Below are 17,375 nucleotides of genomic sequence, written 5' to 3' on the forward strand. Positions count from 1 at the left end.
GAGCATGAACAATGGCTGATCTCCGCAATAATTTCGTCGGCATCAAATCCCCGAACCCGTTCTGGCTCGCCTCCGCGCCGCCGACCGACAAGGCCTACAACGTCGAGCGCGCCTTCAAGGCGGGCTGGGGCGGCGTGGTCTGGAAGACGCTCGGCGAGGAAGGCCCGCCCGTCGTCAACGTCAACGGCCCGCGCTACGGCGCGATCTGGGGCGCCGACCGCCGCCTGCTCGGTTTGAACAACATCGAGCTGATCACCGACCGCGACCTGCAGACCAACCTGCGGGAAATGAAGCAGGTGAAGATGAACTGGCCGGACCGCGCGCTGATCGCCTCGATCATGGTGCCCTGCGAGGAGGAGAGCTGGAAGGCGATCCTGCCGCTGGTCGAGGAAACCGGCGCCGACGGCATCGAACTGAACTTCGGCTGTCCGCACGGCATGTCCGAGCGCGGCATGGGTGCTGCGGTCGGCCAGGTGCCCGAATATATCGAGATGGTCGTGCGCTGGTGCAAGCAGTACACGCGCATGCCCGTCATCACCAAGCTGACGCCGAATATCACCGACATCCGCCGCCCTGCCCGCGCCGCCAAGCAAGGCGGCACGGACGCCGTGTCGCTGATCAACACGATCAACTCGATCACCTCGGTCAACCTCGACACCTTCTCACCGGAACCGTCGATCGACGGGCGCGGCAGCCACGGCGGCTATTGCGGCCCGGCCGTCAAGCCGATCGCGCTGAACATGGTGGCCGAGATCGCCCGCGACCCTGAGACGTCTGGCCTGCCGATCTCCGGCATCGGCGGCGTCACGACATGGCGCGATGCGGCCGAGTTTCTGGTGCTCGGCGCCGGCAACGTGCAGGTCTGCACCGCGGCGATGACCTACGGCTTCAAGATCGTCGACGAGATGATCTCCGGCCTCGCGGCCTGGATGGACGAAAAGGGCCACCGCACCCTCGACGACATCACCGGCCGCGCCGTCCCGAATGTCTCCGACTGGCAGTACCTGAACCTGAACTACATCGCCAAGGCCAAGATCGACCAGGACGCCTGCATCAAGTGCGGCCGCTGTCACATCGCCTGCGAGGACACCTCGCACCAGGCGATCACCAACTTCGTCGACGGCGTCCGCCACTTCGAAGTCATGGAAGACGAGTGCGTCGGCTGCAATCTCTGCGTCAACGTCTGCCCGGTCGAGAACTGCATCACCATGGAAGGCCTGCCGGCAGGCGCGCTGGACGAACGCACCGGCAAGGTCGTCGAAAGCACCTACGCCAACTGGACGACCCATCCGAACAACCCGATGGCGAGACAGGCCGCGGAGTAAGAGATTCGCAAAGCCGCGGCGGAATTTGCGCCGCGGCTTTGCCTACCGGCATATCGGTGCTAAGGATGTGCCGCTGCACTACCGCAGCGTCCCACCAAGAGGAGGCAGCCATGGCTCGCAAACACCTCACCGGCCTCAGCTTTTGAGGTCACGTCCAAGCGACGTAAATCCTACCCCTCCGAAACCTGCGTCAAAACTGGGCGTCAGTTCATCCACGGCGATATCGAACTGATCGAGAAGCTCGGCCGCAACGACCCCTGCCCCTGTGGTTCGCGGAGGCGGTTTCAAGAACTGTTGCCTGCAATCTGGCCACTATGACGGCATCCACCGCGACCACTACTTTTAGGGAGCGGGAGTGACGTGGCGAACTTATTTCGCACTTCCAAGCCGTCTCGCGTTAAGCAACGCTCTACGCGGGACGGATCGGACTATCATTAGGAGAGGCACATGACGGAAGCACTTGGCATTCGCATGAAGAGCCCCGCGCATCCCGCACTCGGTTCTAAGCCACTCCCGCAAACGTCTTCCGATACGCCCCCGGGCTCGTCCCCAGCCGTTTGCGGAAATGGTGCCGCATCGTCGCGACCGTGCCGAATCCGCTCGCCGCAGCGATGTCATCCAGCGACGCCGCGCCCTGCTTTTCCAGCAGTTCCCGCGCATGGCGCAGCCGCTCCTTCAGCAGCCATTCGCCGACGCTGAGGCCGGTCGTCTTCTCGAAACGCCTCTGGAAGGTGCGCTGGCTCATCCCCGCCTTGACGGCAAGGAAGCCGACCGGCTGGTCCTCGTCGAGGCGCTCGCGCATCCATTCGATCAGCGGCCCCAAGCGGATGCCTTCGCGCGCCTGGGGCACTGGTGCGTGGATGAACTGTGCCTGCCCGCCCTCGCGATGCGGCGGTAGGACGAGGCGCCGCGCCACGCTGTTGGCGGCGTCAGCGCCGAAATCGCCGCGCACCACATGCAGACAGAGATCGATACCAGCGGCACTGCCCGCCGCCGTGAGGATGCTGCCCTCGTCCATGTAGAGAACGCCGGCGTCGAAGGCGATGTCGGGGTAGCGCGCCGCGATTGCCGCGACATAGCGCCAATGCGTCGTCGCCCGGCGCCCGGCAAGCAGACCTGATGCCGCCAGCACCGCAACGCCGGAACAGAGCGACATGATGCGGGCGCCGCGGCGATGGGCGGCGCGAAGGGCAGCGGTGAGATCGTCGGGCACCGGCGCATCGATCGACCGCCAGCCGGGCACGACGATCAGGTCAGCCTTCTCCAGCACCTCGAGCCCGTGATCGGCCGCAACCGTCAGCCCGCCTGCAGCGCGCAGCGGCCCGGGCTCGATGCCGCAGACCGAATAGCGGTACCATCCCGCGCCCATCTCGGGGCGCGACAGGCCGAAGACTTCGTAGGCGATGCCGAATTCGAAGGTGCAGAGACCATCATAGGCAAGCACCGCCACTTCCGGTCCGGCAGGATTTGGCATGATCTTTACGCTCATCGTCATTCTGGCCAATTTCGCCAAGCCATAGCATCGGCGATAACGGGCCGCAACCCGAACGAAAGGAACCGCCGTCCATGCCAAGCTTCGTCAGCGAAACCCCGGCCGCCGCCCCGGAAGCCACCGCCGCCTATTACGCCCGCAAGCTCGCCTTCGAGACCGATTGCTGGGACGTCAACGCATCGCTTGCCGCGGGCAAGGCCGATTTCGTGCTGCTCGACGTCCGCTCGCCCGCGATGTTCGCGGCCTCCCACATCCCCGGCGCCATCAACCTGCCGCACGGCAAGATGACCGCCCATCGCATGGCCGAATGGCCCGAAGACACGCTCTTCGTCGTCTATTGCGCCGGGCCGCATTGCAACGGCACCGACAAGGCAGCCCTTCGCCTCGCCCGCCTCGGCAAGCAGGTGAAGGTGATGATCGGCGGGATGACCGGCTGGGCCGACGAAGGCTTCAGCTTCGAGAGCGAAGCCGCGGCGGCATGATGGCGGGCCGCTCCCGCATCTGCATGCGGGACGGCAAGGACGAATGAGAAAGGCCCGCGGGACTACCCACGGGCCTAATGCTATGCAGATGTTGAGCCGACAGCGTCAGTTCTGCGGGGCAGCGTCGGTGGGCGCGTAGGTGCCGTCTTCGTCCTGCTTCAAGAGCACGGCCTTGTCGGCATCTTCTTCCTTCTCGTCGACCATGCCGGCCTGCTTCTTCAGCGCTTCGGTGACCTTGTCGTCCTGTTCGGGATCGCGCGCGCTGTTGATCACGTCTTCCAGGGAGACGCCTAGCTTGTCGAGGCCGAGATCCTTTTCGATCTTGGCGACAACCTGTTCCCAGCCCTTATGCGCCTTGATGTTGGTGACGACCTTCTTCATCGCCGCGACGAAATCGTCGGTCGAGGCGTAGTCGTCCTTCTTGACGCCGAGTTCCTCGCCAGTGCGCTCGATCAGATCGAGCTTCATCTGCGTGATGGAGCGATTGTTGACGCTGAACAGGGCGTCGGAAATCTTCGATTCTGCCTGCGTCGGCTGGGTGCTGACGCCGACCGTCTGCTTCGAAGGCTGGCCATTGGCTGTCGCCACCAGGTCCGGAGCGGCAGCCGTGGTCTTGTCTGTTGCGGCCGACGACTGGGCCTGAAGAATGAGAAGAGCGGAATTAGGACTGGAAGAAATTGATGTCATTAGTGACCCCCAAGCACACTGTTCCACCGTTCATGGCGGCAGTGGCGTAAGCTGATCGGGCAATCATGCCGTGATAAAAATCAATTGATACACGTTCTGGATAGACGCGATTTATTGATAGAACATTTATGTGTGATTGTAACATCATGGTCGCTTGCCTGCAGGAGTAGCAAGCCTGCGAGTTGATGAAAGGCTCCCGCTGATCCGCGGGAGCCTGTTTTTCAGAAGGTGATGACGATCTTGCCGAAGGGGCCGCGGTCGAGATGCGCCAGCGCTTCCGGCAGGTCCTCGAAGGCATAGGCCTTGTCGATCACCGGCTTGATGCCCGACATATCGACCGCCCGCACCAGATCCTCCAGCGCCCGGCGGTGGCCGACGCTGATGCCTTGTACGGTCGGCGACTTCAAAAGCAGCGGCGCAACCGGCCCGGAGATCTCGAAGCCTTCGAGCACGCCGATGACATGGATATGCCCGCCGACCGCCACGGCCTTCAGCGCCTCGCCGAAATTCGCCCCGCCGGCGATTTCGAGAATCTGGTCGGCGCCGTAGTCGCCGGTCAGGCCATAGAGCGTCTCCACCCAGTTTTCCCGGCCGAGGCCGTGATCGGCGCCGATGGCGCGGGCGCGCTCCAGCTTGTCCGTGCTGCCCGAGGTGACGAACACCTCGGCGCCATGCGCCTTTGCGATCTGCACGCCGAACAGCGCCACACCGCCCGTGCCCTGGATCAGCACCTTCTGCCCGGCCTTCAGCTTGCCGCGCTCGACCAGCGCGAACCAGGCCGTCAGACCGGCGCAGGGCAAGGTGCTGGCTTCGGCAGCGTCGAGCGTATCTGGCGCCTTGGCGAACCAGTCCTCGGAGAAGGTGAGATAATCCGAGAGCACGCCGGGATAGATGCCGCCGAGCGTGCGGTAGGGCGGATTGCGCGCATCGCCAAGGTTCTTGCCGTCGATCCAGCCGGGAGAGAAGGTCGAGATCACCCGGTCGCCCGGCTTGAAGCGCGTCACACCGGGGCCGACCGCCTCGACGATACCGGCCATGTCGGAGGCCGGAACGAAGGGAAACTGCAGCGGCAGGCCCATGCCGGTTTCCAGCACCAGCTTGTCGCGATAGTTCAGCGATACAGCCTCAGTGCGCACCAGAACCTGATTGTGCCCAGGGTCCTCCGTCCGCGCCTCCGATATCTTCAGGTTCTTCGGGCCGATCCCATCGACCGTCCACTGTCTTGCCTTGGTCATCGCATCTACTCCTTTGCTGTCAAGCGAATGGAGGTCATGCTATCGTTGAATTCAGTGCCGCAGTTGCGATATAAATTCCCAAGATCGGTTCCATAAAGGATACAATCATGGAGAAGCTCGGCGGTATCTCCGTCTTCGTCGAAGTCGTGGAAGCCGGCGGCTTCTCGGCCGCGGCAAGCGGGCTCAACCTGACGCGCTCGGCAGTCGGCAAGACCATCGCCCGGCTGGAGGAGCGCCTCGGCGTGCGCCTCTTTCACCGCACCACCCGGGCACAAAGCCTGACCGACGAGGGCCAGTTCTTCTACGAACGCTGCCTGAAGGCGCTGGAGGAAATCCGGATCGGTGAGGCCCTGCTCGAGGCCGGCAAACGCACGGTGCGCGGCAAGCTGCGCGTCTCCATGCCGGTGATCTTCGGACGCCAATGCATCGCCCCGATCCTCGTCTCGCTGCTCGACGAACATCCGGAGCTGGAGCTCGACCTCTCCTTCAACGACCGCATCGTCGATCTGCTCGACGACGGCTACGATCTGGCGATCCGCAACGGACCGCTGAAAGACGACGAAAACATGATGGCGCGGCTGATCGCCCACCAGCGGCTGACGGTCTGCGCCTCCCCTTCCTATCTCGAAAAACACGGCACGCCGGAAACGCTGGATGACCTCGCCCGCCACACCGGCATCATCTACGGCAAGCAGGACAGCCACCGCACCTGGGTCTTCCCGACCGATGACGATCCCTGGCGGCGGGTGCAGCCGCAGTCGCGGCTCCGCATGGATGATCTCGCCACCATCTGCGATCTCGCCGTCGAAGGCGCCGGCCTCGTCTGGCTGCCCTGCTGGATGGTGCGCGAGCATGTGGCAGCCGGCCGCCTCGTCCGCGTCCTCACCGATGTCCGCCCGGTCGTCTTCCAGTCCCATGCCGTCTGGCCGCGCTCGCCGGTGATGCTGCCAAAGGTGCGCCTGGCGATCGACACGCTCGTCGAGCGCCTGCCGCGGCTCATGGAGTGAAACCGCGAAATTTACCAAGCCACCGAAGTCCCTGAATTTTTTATCCTATTCACTGGAAATCATGAAAGCCTGCCGTATATCGCTTGAAAGCCGGGCTGCAATAATGCGGCATGCCGGATTATGATCGAACGGAACAGCAGTCATCATGTCACTTCGAAACGCGCTGCGCGCGGGCACCAGCGATTGCCACGCTGACGTCGATGCTCTCTTTGGCCGGTTCGATCTTGGGCGCGAAGCCGACTACCGGGCTTTCCTGTCGGCCCATGTGCGCGCCGTTCCCGCCGTCGAAATCGCCCTTGAGAACTCCGGCATCGAGCGGCTGATCCCTGACTGGCATGAGCGCCGCCGCCGCGATCTGCTGGTGGACGATCTCGCCGCCATGAACGCACCGCTGCCCCCCTCGCTCGCGGCACCCGATATGCCGGATGACGCGAGCCTTCTCGGCGCCGTCTATGTGCTCGAAGGCTCCAAGCTCGGCGGCGCCATGCTGGCCAAAGCCGTCGGCGATGGCCTGCCCGCCGCCTATCTCAGCCCCTTCGGCCCGAAGGGCGGCATGAAGGCCTTCATGGATATGCTGGATGCGTCAGGCGCCGATGAGGCAACGGCCGTCGAAGCCGCCCGCGCCATCTTCGCCCTGTTCCACAAGGCAGCCGCGATGGAACTGGAGATGGCCGCCTCGTGAGCGAAACCTTCGACCGCGTCGACCTCACCAATTGCGACAGAGAACCGATCCACCGCCTCGGCGCCATCCAGCCGTTCGGTTTCCTGCTCGTCTCCTCGCCCGACTGGCTGATTTCCCGCGCCTCCGAAAATCTCGAGCAGCTCCTCGGCGTCAGCCACAGGGATGTGCTGGGTCACCCGCTGTCCGAGGTGATCATGTCGCAGACGCTGCACACGCTGCGCAACCGCCTCGCCGTCATTCGCGGACCGGATATCGTCGAGCGCCTGTTCGGCATCCAGTTTTCCGAAAGCGGCCCGCTCTTCGACGTGGCGCTGCATATCAGCGACGGCCAGGTGGTGATCGAGGCCGAGCCCTCGCAGGACGGCAGCCAGGGCGGCACGACATTGTCGATCCGCAGCATGATGGCCCGTCTCGACCAGGCCGAGACGATGGAGGCCTTCTTCCGCGAAGGCGCCCGCCAGGCCCGGGCGCTCACCGGCTTCGACCGCGTCATGGTCTATCGCTTTGACGAGAAGGGTTCCGGCGAAGTCGTGGCGGAAGCCGCGCGGCCCGGCATCGGCTCCTTCCTTGGCCTGCATTACCCGGCCTCGGATATTCCGGTTCAGGCCCGTGCGCTTTATGTCCGCAATCTCTTCCGCATCATCGCCGATGTGAACTCGACGCCTGTCGGCATCCAGCCTGAAGTCGACGAGCACGGCCGCGCGCTCGATCTTTCGATGTCGATCCTGCGCTCGGTGTCGCCGATCCATATCGAGTATCTCAAGAACATGGGCGTCGGCGCCTCGCTGTCGATCTCGATCATCGTCGACGGCAAGCTCTGGGGCCTCTTTGCCTGCCACCATTATTCCGCCCGCCTGCCCTCCTTCGAGCGCCGCTCGACATCGGAGCTGTTCGGCCAGATGTTCGCCTCGCGTCTCGAAAGCCGCGAGCGGCGCCTGGCGCTGGAATTCGAGACCAAGGCCCGGCGCATCGCCGACCGGTTGCTGACTTCGGTTGCCGACAATGCCAGCCTGCTCGACGATCCGACCTGGCTGATCGATGCGCTCTCCGACGCCATCCCTGCCGATGGCATCGGTGTGTGGATCAACGGCCGCTCGGCGCTGACGGGCCTTGCGCCCTCGCAGGAGCAGTTTGCAGGGCTGGTCAGGGTTCTGAACCGCACCTCCTCCGGCCGTGTCTTCACCACCGATCATCTCGAGGAATTCTTCCCGGATTCCGGCATCGACGGCACCGTCGCCGGGCTGATGGCGATCCCGATCTCGCGCTCGCCGCGCGATTACGTCATCCTGTTCCGCCAGGAGATTGTCCGCACCGTCCGCTGGGCCGGCGATCCGCACAAGCCGGTCGAATATGGCCCGAACGGCCCACGGCTGACACCGCGCAAGAGCTTCGAGAGCTGGTCGGAGCTCGTTCGCGGCCGCTCGCAGCCGTTCACGGCGGCCGAAAAACGCGTGGCCGATACGATCCGCGTGACGCTGATCGAGGTGATCCTGCGTTTGGCCGACGAGGCGAGCGCCGTGCGCCAGCAGGCAAACGAGCGCCAGGAAATCCTGATCGCCGAGCTCAACCACCGCGTCCGCAACATCCTCAGCCTGATCAGCGGCCTGATCCGCCAGTCGCGCACCGGTGACGGCGATATCGGCGAGTTCGTCGGCCAGCTGGAAGGCCGCGTCCAGGCGCTGTCGCGCGCTCATGACCAGATCACCAGGGATCACTGGGCACCGGCCTCGCTGCGCTCGCTGCTGCAGGCGGAAGCCGCCGCCTATCTCGGCAAGAATGCCGCCCGCGTCATCATGCGCGGCGACGAGGTTCTGCTCGGGCCGCAGGCCTTCTCGACCGCCGCCCTCGTCTTCCACGAACTGGTCACCAACAGCGCCAAATATGGCAGCCTCTGCGATAGCGGCACGGTTGCCGTCTCCTGGAAGAAGGATGCCAAGGGCAATCTGCTGATCGAGTGGCGCGAGGCCGACGGCCCCGCCGTCAAGGCGCCGAAACGCCAGGGCTTCGGCACGACCATCATCCGCCACTCGATCCCCTACGATCTCGGCGGTAAGGCGGAAGTCCGCTACGCGCCGTCGGGCCTGGAAGCCGATTTCACCATTCCGGCGAAATACGTGACCTTCGCCCAGGGGCCGGTTTCGATCCTGCCGGAGACCCGCGAGGAGCCGGTCGCCCGCGCGGCAACGGCAATCTCCGAAAAGCCGCTGCAGGGCTGCAGCATCCTGCTCGTCGAGGACAACCTGATCATCGCCATGGACGGCGAGGACATCTTCCTGCAGCTCGGGGCAAAGGACGTGGCGCTGGCGCCAAGCGTTGCCCAGGCGCTCGATATCGTCGCCACCAGGCATTTCGACCTGGCGGTTCTCGACGTCAATCTTGGGGAAGAAACCAGTTTCCCGGTCGCGGAAAAGCTGGTGAAAGCGGGCACGCCACTCGTCTTTGCAACGGGTTACGGCGAGGCCGTGACTCGAAACTTCAACGGCGCCAATATCCTGCAGAAGCCCTATACGATCGAAAGCGTCGCAGCCGCCCTCGACAAGATGATGCCGTTGAAGAAAGCCTGACGCCTCAGGCGGGCTGCACCATCAGTCCGCCGATGAAGAGCTGTTCGAGAAAGCGTGCGGCATCCTCGAAACGTCCCGTGCCGGAATTCTCCTGGCCGAGAACGGCCCTGACCTGCACGTCGAAGTCGGCATAATGCTGCGTCGTCGACCAGATCGAGAAGATCAGGTGGTAGGGATCGCATTTGGCGATCTTGCCGGCTTTGGCCCAGGTGCGGATCACCTCGGCCTTCTCGTCGACAAGGCTCTTCAGCGGCCCCTTCAGCTCGTCCTCGATATGCGGCGCGCCCTGCAGCACCTCATTGGCGAAGAGCCTGCTCTCGCGCGGAAAATCGCGCGCCATCTCGAGCTTGCGGCGAATATAGCTGCGGATTTCCGATTCTGGATTGCCCTCGGCATTGAAGGCGCGCAACGGCTCCAGCCAAGTATAGAGCACCCGGTCGATCAGCGCCCGGTGCATCGCTTCCTTGGTACGGAAATAATAGAGGAGATTGGGCTTCGACATCCCGGCAGCCGCAGCGATCTGGTCGATCGTGGAACCACGGAAGCCGCTGACCGAAAACACGTCGAGCGCCGCTTCGAGAATCTGCTCTTCCTTCTCTTCCTGGATGCGCGTCCGGCGCTGCGTCCTGGCTGCTCTCGGAATGGCCATATGGCTGTCGTTTCCCTCACAAATTCAACTGCTTCAATCAAGTTTTCGGAAGCAGTTCCCCGCCCGCAATTTTGTCTGCATTTTTGCTGTTTTACGTCTTGAGCCCAGCGACGGAAGCTGTAATGTTTACCAATCGGTCAAATTATCCGTCAGATGCAAAATAAAGGCAACGGCGGATTTTCCAGCGCAAAGAAAACAAATAATCGCGCCGGGAATTGACCAAGGGAACAGACCGGACATGCTGATGGCATGACTGATGAAAACAGGCGAGGACTTTCAGATATGGTGGCAGCACCAGGCGAAAACATGCGCGTCAACGGGGACCGTCTGTGGGACAGTCTCATGGACATGGCGAAGATCGGCCCCGGCATTGCGGGCGGCAACAACCGCCAGACGCTGACCGACGCCGATGGCGAGGGCCGCAGCCTCTTCAAGGCATGGTGCGATGCCGCGGGCATGACCATGGGCGTCGACAAGATGGGCACGATGTTCGCGACCCGCCCCGGCACCGATCCCGATGCCCTGCCGGTCTATGTCGGCTCGCATCTCGACACCCAGCCGACCGGCGGCAAGTATGACGGCGTGCTCGGCGTGCTCGCTGCCCTCGAGGTCGTGCGCACGATGAACGACCTCGGCATCAAGACCAAGCACCCGATCGTCGTCACCAACTGGGCCAATGAGGAAGGCGCGCGCTTTGCGCCCGCCATGCTGGCGTCCGGCGTCTTCGCCGGCGTTCACAGCATGGACTATGCCTATGGCCGCAAGGACCCCGAGGGCAAGACCTACGGCGACGAGCTGAAGCGCATCGGCTGGCTCGGCGACGAGGAAGTTGGCGCCCGCAAGATGCACGCCTATTTCGAATATCACATCGAGCAGGGCCCGATCCTCGAAGCCGAGAATAAGCAGATCGGCGTCGTGACGCACTGTCAGGGCCTGTGGTGGCTGGAATTCACCCTTACCGGCCGCGAAGCCCATACCGGCTCGACGCCGATGAACATGCGCGTCAATGCCGGTCTCGCCATGTCGCGCATCCTGGAAATGGTCCAGGGCGTCGCCATGAGCGAACAGCCCGGCGCCGTCGGCGGTGTTGGCCAGGTGTTCTTCTCGCCGAACTCCCGCAACGTCCTGCCCGGCAAGGTCGTCTTCACCGTCGACATCCGCACGCCCTCCCAGGAAAAGCTCGACCGCATGCGCGCCAAGATCGAGGCCGAAGCGGCCAAGATCTGCGAAGCGCTCGGCGTCGGCTGCTCCGTCGAGGCGGTCGGCCATTTCGATCCCGTCACCTTCGACCCGGTCCTCGTCGGCCGCGTCCGCGACGCCGCCGAAAAGCTCGGCTACTCCCACATGAACATCATTTCCGGCGCCGGCCACGACGCCTGCTGGGCCGCCAAGGTGGCGCCCTCTACCATGGTCATGTGCCCCTGCGTCGGCGGCCTCAGCCACAACGAGGCCGAAGAGATTTCCAAGGAATGGGCAACCGCGGGCGCGGACGTGCTGTTCCACGCGGTGGTGGAGACGGCGGAGATTGCCGGATGACGAATGCTCCCTTATATTTTCATATCGAAGGGATTGAGCAATGTCCGACAAGGTCACGAACGAACTTATTTACGAGACGCTCAAGCGGATGCAGGAAACTCTTGCGCTCCACACCCAATACCATCTCGAGACCAAGGAACGGATCGGTTTCCTCGAACAGCAATATGCCAGCATCTCGCGACGCGTGGATCGCATCGATGAACGGCTTGACCGCGTCGAACGCAGGCTCGGTCTCGTCGAGGCCTGAACAAGCATTGCCGGGATTCTCGTCCGGGGAGACATCTGAAAGCGATTAAACTGCTCGGCACGGCGCGACGGCACCGTGAACGGTGTCCCTCGTCTCACAAAGAAAATAGGGAACGATCATGAGCACAGTCATCAAGGGTGGAACCATCGTCACGGCCGACCTGACCTATAAGGCGGACGTGAAGATCGAGGGTGGCAAGATCGTCGAGATCGGGCCGAACTTGTCTGGCAACGAGGTGCTGGACGCCTCCGGTTGCTACGTTATGCCCGGTGGTATCGATCCACATGTGCATCTCGAAATGCCCTTCATGGGCACCTACTCCTCCGATGACTTCGAAAGCGGCACGCGCGCCGCTCTTGCGGGCGGCACGACGATGGTCGTCGATTTCTGCTTGCCCGATCCCGGCCAGTCGCTGCTCGATGCGCTGAAGCGCTGGGACAACAAGTCGACCCGCGCCAATTGCGATTATTCCTTCCACATGTCCGTCACCTGGTGGGGCGAGCAGGTCTTCAACGACATGAAGACCATCGTGCAGGAAAAGGGCATCAACACCTTCAAGCATTTCATGGCCTACAAGGGCGCGCTGATGGTGAACGACGACGAAATGTTCGCCTCGTTCCAGCGCTGCGCCGAGCTCGGCGCGCTGCCCCTCGTCCATGCCGAAAACGGCGACGTCGTCGCCGCCATGCAGCAGAAGCTGATGGATGAGGGCAATAACGGCCCCGAGGGACACGCCTATTCGCGGCCCGCCTCCGTCGAGGGCGAAGCGACCAATCGCGCCATCATCATCGCCGACATGGCGGGCGTGCCGCTCTATGTCGTCCACACCTCCTGCGAACAGGCCCATGAAGCGATCCGCCGCGCCCGCCAGAACGGCATGCGCGTCTATGGCGAGCCGCTGATCCAGCACCTGACGCTCGACGAGAGCGAATATTTCAACCGCGACTGGGATCACTCCGCCCGCCGCGTCATGTCCCCGCCCTTCCGCAACAAGCAGCATCAGGACTCACTCTGGGCCGGGCTGTCCGCCGGCTCGCTTCAGGTGGTGGCAACCGACCACTGCGCCTTCACCACCGACCAGAAGCGCACCGGTCTCGGCGACTTCCGCAAGATCCCGAACGGCACCGGCGGCCTCGAAGACCGCATGCCGATGCTCTGGACCTATGGCGTCGTAACCGGCCGCATCACCATGAACGAGTTCGTGGCGGTCACCTCCACCAACATCGCCAAGATCCTCAACGTCTGTCCGAAGAAGGGCGCGATCCTCGTCGGCGCCGATGCCGATATCGTCGTCTGGGACCCGAAGCGCTCCAAGACCATCTCGGCCAAGAGCCAGCAGTCGGCGATCGATTACAACGTCTTCGAGGGCAAGGAAGTCACCGGCCTGCCGCGCTACACGTTGACCCGAGGCGTCGTCGCCATCGAGGAGTCGACCATCAAGACGCAGGAAGGCCACGGCCAGTTCGTGAAGCGCGAACCCTTCCAGGCGGTCAACAAGGCGCTCTCGACCTGGAAGGAGCTGACCGCTCCGCGCAAGGTCGAACGCACCGGCATCCCGGCAAGCGGGGTGTGACATCGATGCGCGGCCATGTGATTTTGACGATTGTCTCCCTGGCCGCGCTCTCCTCCGCGGTGCTTCCTGCTGCAATATGGGCCGATACGCTGCCGATCAAGGGCAGCTACGGCAACAAGGATGGCTGCGCCTATGCCAAGTCGGGCGAGAGCACCGGCTCGGATAACTTCTTCCTGCTGACCTCCGAGGCGATCACCACGGCCGCCTCCTATTGCGAGATCAAAAAGCTCGTGAAGACCGAGGGCAAGAACTTCACCGCCGCGGTCTCCTGTCAGGCCGAGGGCGAGGAAGGCGAGAGCGAGGATACGGCAAAGATCACCTCCGGCCCCAAGGGCTACACGATCGGCCTCGCCTCCGATGCCGCCATCAAGTGGGGGCCGCTGCCGCTATGCAAGTAGGCTCAATCCGGCACGCGGCTGTCGAGTTCCGGCAGCAGCACGACGCTCTCCTGCTCGTTGGGATCTGTCCGCGCGATGATCGCCGTGCAGGGCGTGCTGCTGAGATTGGCGGGCAGATGCGGAACGCCGGCCGGGATGTAGAAGAGCTCGCCGGCATGGACGACGACATGATGCTCCAGCTCGTCGCCATACCAGGTATGGGCCTCGCCGGAGAGCATGTAGATCGCCGTTTCATGCGCCTCGTGCAGATGCGCCTTGGCGCGTACGCCGGGCGGAATGGTCAGAAGATGCATGCAGATGCCCTTCGCCCCCACCGTCTCCGCGGCAATGCCCTCGAAATAGCTGAGCCCCTGCTTGCCGTCATAGGCGTGGCTGGGACGAACAATGTGGCAGGTGGGCTTTGACTTCGCGTCCATTCTCATCCTCCATGGACTTTGCCGCGGTCTTTGCAACCGGGCAGCATCATAACATGCAAACCGCGCCGCTGCGGGGAAAACAGGACTGGTAACCTATCGATGCAAGCAGCCTCCGTCGTATCCGCCAAGGATCTCTGTCTCACCTTCCAGACGAATGACGGGCCGGTGCATGCGCTGAGCAATGTCAATCTCGATGTCAACAAGGGCGATTTCGTCTCCTTCATCGGCCCCTCCGGCTGCGGCAAGACGACGTTCCTGCGCGTCATCGCCGATCTGGAGAAGACCACCTCGGGCGAGATCAGTGTCAACGGCATGACGCCGGAAGAGGCCCGCAAGGCGCGCGCCTATGGCTATGTCTTCCAGGCCGCCGCCCTCTATCCCTGGCGCACGATCGAGAAGAACATCGCCCTTCCCCTTGAAATCATGGGCTATTCCAAGGCCGAGCAGAAGAAGCGCATCTCCGAGGCGCTCGAACTCGTCGAGCTCGCCGGCTTCGACAAGAAATTCCCCTGGCAGCTTTCGGGCGGCATGCAGCAGCGCGCCTCGATCGCCCGCGCGCTCGCCTTCGACGCCGATCTGCTCCTGATGGACGAACCCTTCGGCGCCCTTGACGAAATCGTCCGCGACCACCTGAACGCCGCGCTGCTGAAGCTCTGGTCGCGTACCAACAAGACCATCTGCTTCGTCACCCACTCGATCCCCGAGGCCGTCTACCTCTCCACCAAGATCGTCGTCATGTCCCCCCGCCCCGGCCGCGTCACCGATATCATCGACTCGACCCTGCCGAAGGAACGCCCGCTCGATATCCGCGAGACGCCGGAGTTCCTGGAGATCGCCCATCGGGTGCGCGATGGCTTGAGAGCGGGGCATAGTTATGAGTGAGCTGATGTTTCAGTCCGCGGCTGCCCCCCTCTGCCCTGCCGGGCATCTCCCCCACAGGTGGGGAGATTGGCTGGGTGCACGCGCTCGCCACGAATCGATCTCCCCCCTTGTGGGGGAGATGTCCGGCAGGACAGAGGGGGGTAACCCCACCCTCCCAACCCACCGGGAGGCCGCATGAAACCCGATACCCTCAAGGACAAGATCGGCCCCGTCCTCACCATTCTCGCCGCCCTCGTCGTCATCTGGTACATCGCCGCCGTGTTCATGAACGCGCCGTTCCAGCGCGACATGGACACGCGCAACAACATCACGCCGACGACCTCCGAGTTCATCTCCGCGACACTCTCCCAGCCGAAGCCGATCCTGCCCGCCCCGCATCAGGTGGCGCAGAATGTCTTCGAGAACACCTTCCTGAGGAAGCTCTCAAGCAACCGCAGCCTCGTCTATCATGCAGGCGTCACGCTTTCCTCCACCGTGCTCGGCTTTGCGCTCGGCACCATTCTCGGCATCCTGATCGCCGTCGGCATCGTCCATATCAAGGCGCTGGACCGCAGTCTGATGCCGTGGATCATCGCCTCGCAGACGGTGCCGATCCTGGCGATCGCACCGATGGTCATCGTCGTCCTCGGCTCGATCAACATCACCGGGCTGATCCCCAAGGCGCTGATCTCCACTTACCTCTCCTTCTTCCCTGTCGCCGTCGGCATGGTGAAGGGGCTGCGGTCGCCCGAGGTCATGTATCTCGACCTGATGCGCACTTATAATGCCAGCGCTGCGCAAACCTTCTGGAAGCTGCGCGTTCCCGCCTCAGTGCCCTTCCTCTTCACCTCGATGAAGGTGGCGATTGCCGCGAGCCTCGTCGGCGCCATCGTCGGCGAACTGCCGACCGGTGCGGTCGCCGGGATCGGCTCGAAGCTGCTCGCCGGTTCCTATTACAGCCAGACGATCGATATCTGGGCCGCGCTCGTCGCCGGTTCGGTGCTGGCGGCACTCCTCGTCGCCATCGTCGGGCTGGCCGCCAGGATCGTCGATCGCGCCATGGGCGGGAGGCCGGCATGAAATATCTGACCTTCTCCTGGCAAAGCGCGCTGGCGCTGATCCTCTGCGTGGTGGCGCTCTTCTCGCTGCCGCTGCTGACGGAAGCCGCCCCCGCCCCCTTCAGCAGCCAGACGACGACGCTCGTCATCCTGCTGGTCGCCGCCGCCGCGATCCTGTCGCTGACGGCGCTGCCGCTGCTCTATTCGGCAACGGTGCTGCTGCTTGCCTCCTTCGACGCCGCCTGGCTGCTTTTGTCGGGGATCGCAGGCAACGAGGGACTGGCGACCCGCTCCTTCTTCCTGCTGATCGCCGCCTGCTGGCTGCTCGCCTGGCGCTCCGTCAGCCTGCTGTCGGAAGTGCGGCCGGTCTCGAACACCGGCAAATCCTTCCTGCGGCTGCTGATCCCGGCGATCTTCGGCGCCTGGATCCTGATCCTCTGGGAAGCGGCCACCCGCGCCGGCGGCATCCCCTTCGTCATCCTGCCGCCGCCGAGCTCGATCGGCGTGCGCATCGTCAACTCCCTGCCTGTTCTTGGCGAGGACGTGCGCCAGACGATCTTCAAGGCGGTGCTGTTCGGCTATGTCGTCGGCTGCGCCTCCGGCTTCATCGTCGCGATCCTCGCCGATCGCGTCGCATTCCTGCGCCGCGGCCTGCTACCGATCGGCAATATGGTCTCGGCGCTGCCGATCATCGGCGTGGCGCCGATCATGGTCATGTGGTTCGGCTTCGACTGGCCGTCGAAAGCCGCCGTCGTCATCATCATGACCTTCTTCCCGATGCTGGTGAACACGGTGGCCGGCCTTTCCGCCTCCGGCGCCATGGAGCGGGACCTGATGCGCACCTACGCATCCGACTATTGGCAGACGCTCCTGAAGCTCCGGCTTCCGGCCGCAATGCCGTTCATTTTCAACGCACTGAAGATCAACTCGACGCTGGCACTGATCGGTGCCATCGTTGCGGAATTCTTCGGAACCCCTATCGTCGGCATGGGCTTCCGCATCTCCACCGAGATCGGCCGCATGAATGTCGACATGGTCTGGGCCGAAATCGCCGTCGCGGCGGTGGCTGGCTCGGTTTTCTACGGGGTCGTCGCCCTTGCCGAAAGGGCGGTGACTTTCTGGCATCCGTCTATCCGTGGTGGTTAGGCGTCGCTTTATTCCCG

General features: G+C 63.6%; 18 protein-coding genes. 13 read left to right on the forward strand and 5 right to left on the reverse strand.

Annotation, left to right across the window (positions count from 1 at the left end; all coding sequences use genetic code 11):
* Positions 1-11 precede the first annotated feature (11 nt).
* Both preA and ABIE40_RS14480 read left to right on the forward strand, forming a co-directional pair.
* Positions 12-1,325, forward strand: coding sequence for an NAD-dependent dihydropyrimidine dehydrogenase subunit PreA (preA, locus tag ABIE40_RS14475; protein ID WP_112711389.1), 1,314 nt, complete (start codon positions 12-14; stop codon positions 1,323-1,325).
* Positions 1,326-1,556: 231 nt separating this feature from the next.
* Complete coding sequence (locus tag ABIE40_RS14480) at positions 1,557-1,643, forward strand: SEC-C metal-binding domain-containing protein (RefSeq protein ID WP_245441737.1); 87 nt, start codon at positions 1,557-1,559, stop codon at positions 1,641-1,643.
* 184 nt (positions 1,644-1,827) lie between these two features.
* Here ABIE40_RS14480 and ftrA read toward each other — a convergent pair whose 3' ends face one another.
* Positions 1,828-2,820, reverse strand: a complete 993-nt coding sequence (ftrA, locus tag ABIE40_RS14485; protein WP_199627603.1) for a transcriptional regulator FtrA — start codon at positions 2,818-2,820, stop codon at positions 1,828-1,830.
* Between the two features lie 71 nt (positions 2,821-2,891).
* Here ftrA and ABIE40_RS14490 point away from each other — a divergent pair, with 71 nt between their 5' ends.
* The gene (locus ABIE40_RS14490; RefSeq protein ID WP_199627605.1) at positions 2,892-3,299 is read left to right on the forward strand and encodes a rhodanese-like domain-containing protein; all 408 of its coding nucleotides are present in this window, start codon (positions 2,892-2,894) and stop codon (positions 3,297-3,299) included.
* 105 nt (positions 3,300-3,404) lie between these two features.
* Here the strand turns inward: ABIE40_RS14490 and ABIE40_RS14495 are convergent, their stop codons facing one another.
* Both ABIE40_RS14495 and ABIE40_RS14500 read right to left on the reverse strand, forming a co-directional pair.
* Complete coding sequence (locus tag ABIE40_RS14495; protein ID WP_112711394.1) at positions 3,405-3,986, reverse strand: hypothetical protein; 582 nt, start codon at positions 3,984-3,986, stop codon at positions 3,405-3,407.
* 221 nt (positions 3,987-4,207) lie between these two features.
* Complete coding sequence (locus tag ABIE40_RS14500; RefSeq protein WP_199627608.1) at positions 4,208-5,221, reverse strand: zinc-dependent alcohol dehydrogenase family protein; 1,014 nt, start codon at positions 5,219-5,221, stop codon at positions 4,208-4,210.
* 107 nt (positions 5,222-5,328) lie between these two features.
* Here ABIE40_RS14500 and ABIE40_RS14505 point away from each other — a divergent pair, with 107 nt between their 5' ends.
* The 3 genes from ABIE40_RS14505 (at position 5,329) to ABIE40_RS14515 (ending at position 9,474) form a co-directional block, all read left to right on the forward strand.
* Positions 5,329-6,228: a LysR family transcriptional regulator gene (locus ABIE40_RS14505; RefSeq protein WP_199627610.1), complete on the forward strand. Its 900-nt coding sequence runs from the start codon at positions 5,329-5,331 to the stop codon at positions 6,226-6,228.
* A 145-nt stretch (positions 6,229-6,373) separates the two neighbouring features.
* Positions 6,374-6,910, forward strand: coding sequence for a biliverdin-producing heme oxygenase (locus tag ABIE40_RS14510; RefSeq protein WP_199627612.1), 537 nt, complete (start codon positions 6,374-6,376; stop codon positions 6,908-6,910).
* The gene (locus ABIE40_RS14515) at positions 6,907-9,474 is read left to right on the forward strand and encodes an HWE histidine kinase domain-containing protein (protein ID WP_199627620.1); all 2,568 of its coding nucleotides are present in this window, start codon (positions 6,907-6,909) and stop codon (positions 9,472-9,474) included. Before ABIE40_RS14510 ends, ABIE40_RS14515 begins: the two co-directional genes overlap by 4 nt.
* Positions 9,475-9,478: 4 nt before the next feature.
* Here the strand turns inward: ABIE40_RS14515 and ABIE40_RS14520 are convergent, their stop codons facing one another.
* Positions 9,479-10,123 carry a TetR family transcriptional regulator C-terminal domain-containing protein gene (locus ABIE40_RS14520; protein ID WP_199627622.1) on the reverse strand — a complete coding sequence of 215 codons (645 nt, stop codon included), beginning with the start codon at positions 10,121-10,123 and terminating at the stop codon, positions 9,479-9,481.
* Between the two features lie 282 nt (positions 10,124-10,405).
* Here ABIE40_RS14520 and ABIE40_RS14525 point away from each other — a divergent pair, with 282 nt between their 5' ends.
* The 4 genes from ABIE40_RS14525 to ABIE40_RS14540 all read left to right on the forward strand — a co-directional run bounded on the left by ABIE40_RS14525 (position 10,406) and on the right by ABIE40_RS14540 (position 13,877).
* Positions 10,406-11,659, forward strand: a complete 1,254-nt coding sequence (locus ABIE40_RS14525) for a Zn-dependent hydrolase (RefSeq protein ID WP_199627623.1) — start codon at positions 10,406-10,408, stop codon at positions 11,657-11,659.
* Between the two features lie 40 nt (positions 11,660-11,699).
* Entirely contained in the window at positions 11,700-11,906 is a 207-nt protein-coding gene (locus tag ABIE40_RS14530) for a hypothetical protein (protein WP_112711402.1), read from the forward strand.
* A 118-nt stretch (positions 11,907-12,024) separates the two neighbouring features.
* Positions 12,025-13,479, forward strand: a complete 1,455-nt coding sequence (hydA, locus tag ABIE40_RS14535; protein WP_199627627.1) for a dihydropyrimidinase — start codon at positions 12,025-12,027, stop codon at positions 13,477-13,479.
* 17 nt (positions 13,480-13,496) lie between these two features.
* Complete coding sequence (locus ABIE40_RS14540; protein WP_354541079.1) at positions 13,497-13,877, forward strand: hypothetical protein; 381 nt, start codon at positions 13,497-13,499, stop codon at positions 13,875-13,877.
* A 2-nt stretch (positions 13,878-13,879) separates the two neighbouring features.
* Here ABIE40_RS14540 and ABIE40_RS14545 read toward each other — a convergent pair whose 3' ends face one another.
* Positions 13,880-14,293 carry a cupin domain-containing protein gene (locus ABIE40_RS14545; RefSeq protein ID WP_112711404.1) on the reverse strand — a complete coding sequence of 138 codons (414 nt, stop codon included), beginning with the start codon at positions 14,291-14,293 and terminating at the stop codon, positions 13,880-13,882.
* 99 nt (positions 14,294-14,392) lie between these two features.
* On the opposite strand from ABIE40_RS14545, the gene ABIE40_RS14550 reads away from it, so the two are divergent.
* The 3 genes from ABIE40_RS14550 to ABIE40_RS14560 all read left to right on the forward strand — a co-directional run bounded on the left by ABIE40_RS14550 (position 14,393) and on the right by ABIE40_RS14560 (position 17,358).
* A complete protein-coding gene (locus ABIE40_RS14550) occupies positions 14,393-15,175 on the forward strand; it encodes an ABC transporter ATP-binding protein (protein WP_130283941.1) in 783 nt (260 codons plus the stop codon).
* Positions 15,176-15,349: 174 nt separating this feature from the next.
* On the forward strand, positions 15,350-16,234 hold the full coding sequence (locus tag ABIE40_RS14555; RefSeq protein WP_199627629.1) for an ABC transporter permease: 885 nt from the start codon (positions 15,350-15,352) through the stop codon (positions 16,232-16,234).
* Positions 16,231-17,358 (forward strand): ABC transporter permease, encoded by a 1,128-nt coding sequence (locus ABIE40_RS14560; RefSeq protein WP_199627631.1) that lies wholly within the window; start codon positions 16,231-16,233, stop codon positions 17,356-17,358. Before ABIE40_RS14555 ends, ABIE40_RS14560 begins: the two co-directional genes overlap by 4 nt.
* Positions 17,359-17,375: the final 17 nt, after the last annotated feature.

Origin of the sequence: Rhizobium sp. OAE497, assembly GCF_040546565.1 — a bacterium.
GTDB lineage: Bacteria > Pseudomonadota > Alphaproteobacteria > Rhizobiales > Rhizobiaceae > Rhizobium.

What these genes read in the sequence shown, in the direction of transcription:
- ABIE40_RS14500 (WP_199627608.1), bottom strand. Translation starts at nt 5,221, where the DNA reads ATGACCAAGGCAAGACAGTGGACGGTCGATGGGATCGGCCCGAAGAAC.
- ABIE40_RS14545 (WP_112711404.1), bottom strand. Translation starts at nt 14,293, where the DNA reads ATGGACGCGAAGTCAAAGCCCACCTGCCACATTGTTCGTCCCAGCCAC.
- ABIE40_RS14530 (WP_112711402.1), top strand. Translation starts at nt 11,700, where the DNA reads ATGTCCGACAAGGTCACGAACGAACTTATTTACGAGACGCTCAAGCGG.
- ftrA (WP_199627603.1), bottom strand. Translation starts at nt 2,820, where the DNA reads ATGACGATGAGCGTAAAGATCATGCCAAATCCTGCCGGACCGGAAGTG.
- ABIE40_RS14550 (WP_130283941.1), top strand. Translation starts at nt 14,393, where the DNA reads ATGCAAGCAGCCTCCGTCGTATCCGCCAAGGATCTCTGTCTCACCTTC.
- preA (WP_112711389.1), top strand. Translation starts at nt 12, where the DNA reads ATGGCTGATCTCCGCAATAATTTCGTCGGCATCAAATCCCCGAACCCG.
- ABIE40_RS14495 (WP_112711394.1), bottom strand. Translation starts at nt 3,986, where the DNA reads ATGACATCAATTTCTTCCAGTCCTAATTCCGCTCTTCTCATTCTTCAG.
- ABIE40_RS14490 (WP_199627605.1), top strand. Translation starts at nt 2,892, where the DNA reads ATGCCAAGCTTCGTCAGCGAAACCCCGGCCGCCGCCCCGGAAGCCACC.
- ABIE40_RS14520 (WP_199627622.1), bottom strand. Translation starts at nt 10,123, where the DNA reads ATGGCCATTCCGAGAGCAGCCAGGACGCAGCGCCGGACGCGCATCCAG.
- hydA (WP_199627627.1), top strand. Translation starts at nt 12,025, where the DNA reads ATGAGCACAGTCATCAAGGGTGGAACCATCGTCACGGCCGACCTGACC.
- ABIE40_RS14505 (WP_199627610.1), top strand. Translation starts at nt 5,329, where the DNA reads ATGGAGAAGCTCGGCGGTATCTCCGTCTTCGTCGAAGTCGTGGAAGCC.
- ABIE40_RS14510 (WP_199627612.1), top strand. Translation starts at nt 6,374, where the DNA reads ATGTCACTTCGAAACGCGCTGCGCGCGGGCACCAGCGATTGCCACGCT.
- ABIE40_RS14555 (WP_199627629.1), top strand. Translation starts at nt 15,350, where the DNA reads ATGAAACCCGATACCCTCAAGGACAAGATCGGCCCCGTCCTCACCATT.
- ABIE40_RS14560 (WP_199627631.1), top strand. Translation starts at nt 16,231, where the DNA reads ATGAAATATCTGACCTTCTCCTGGCAAAGCGCGCTGGCGCTGATCCTC.
- ABIE40_RS14525 (WP_199627623.1), top strand. Translation starts at nt 10,406, where the DNA reads ATGGTGGCAGCACCAGGCGAAAACATGCGCGTCAACGGGGACCGTCTG.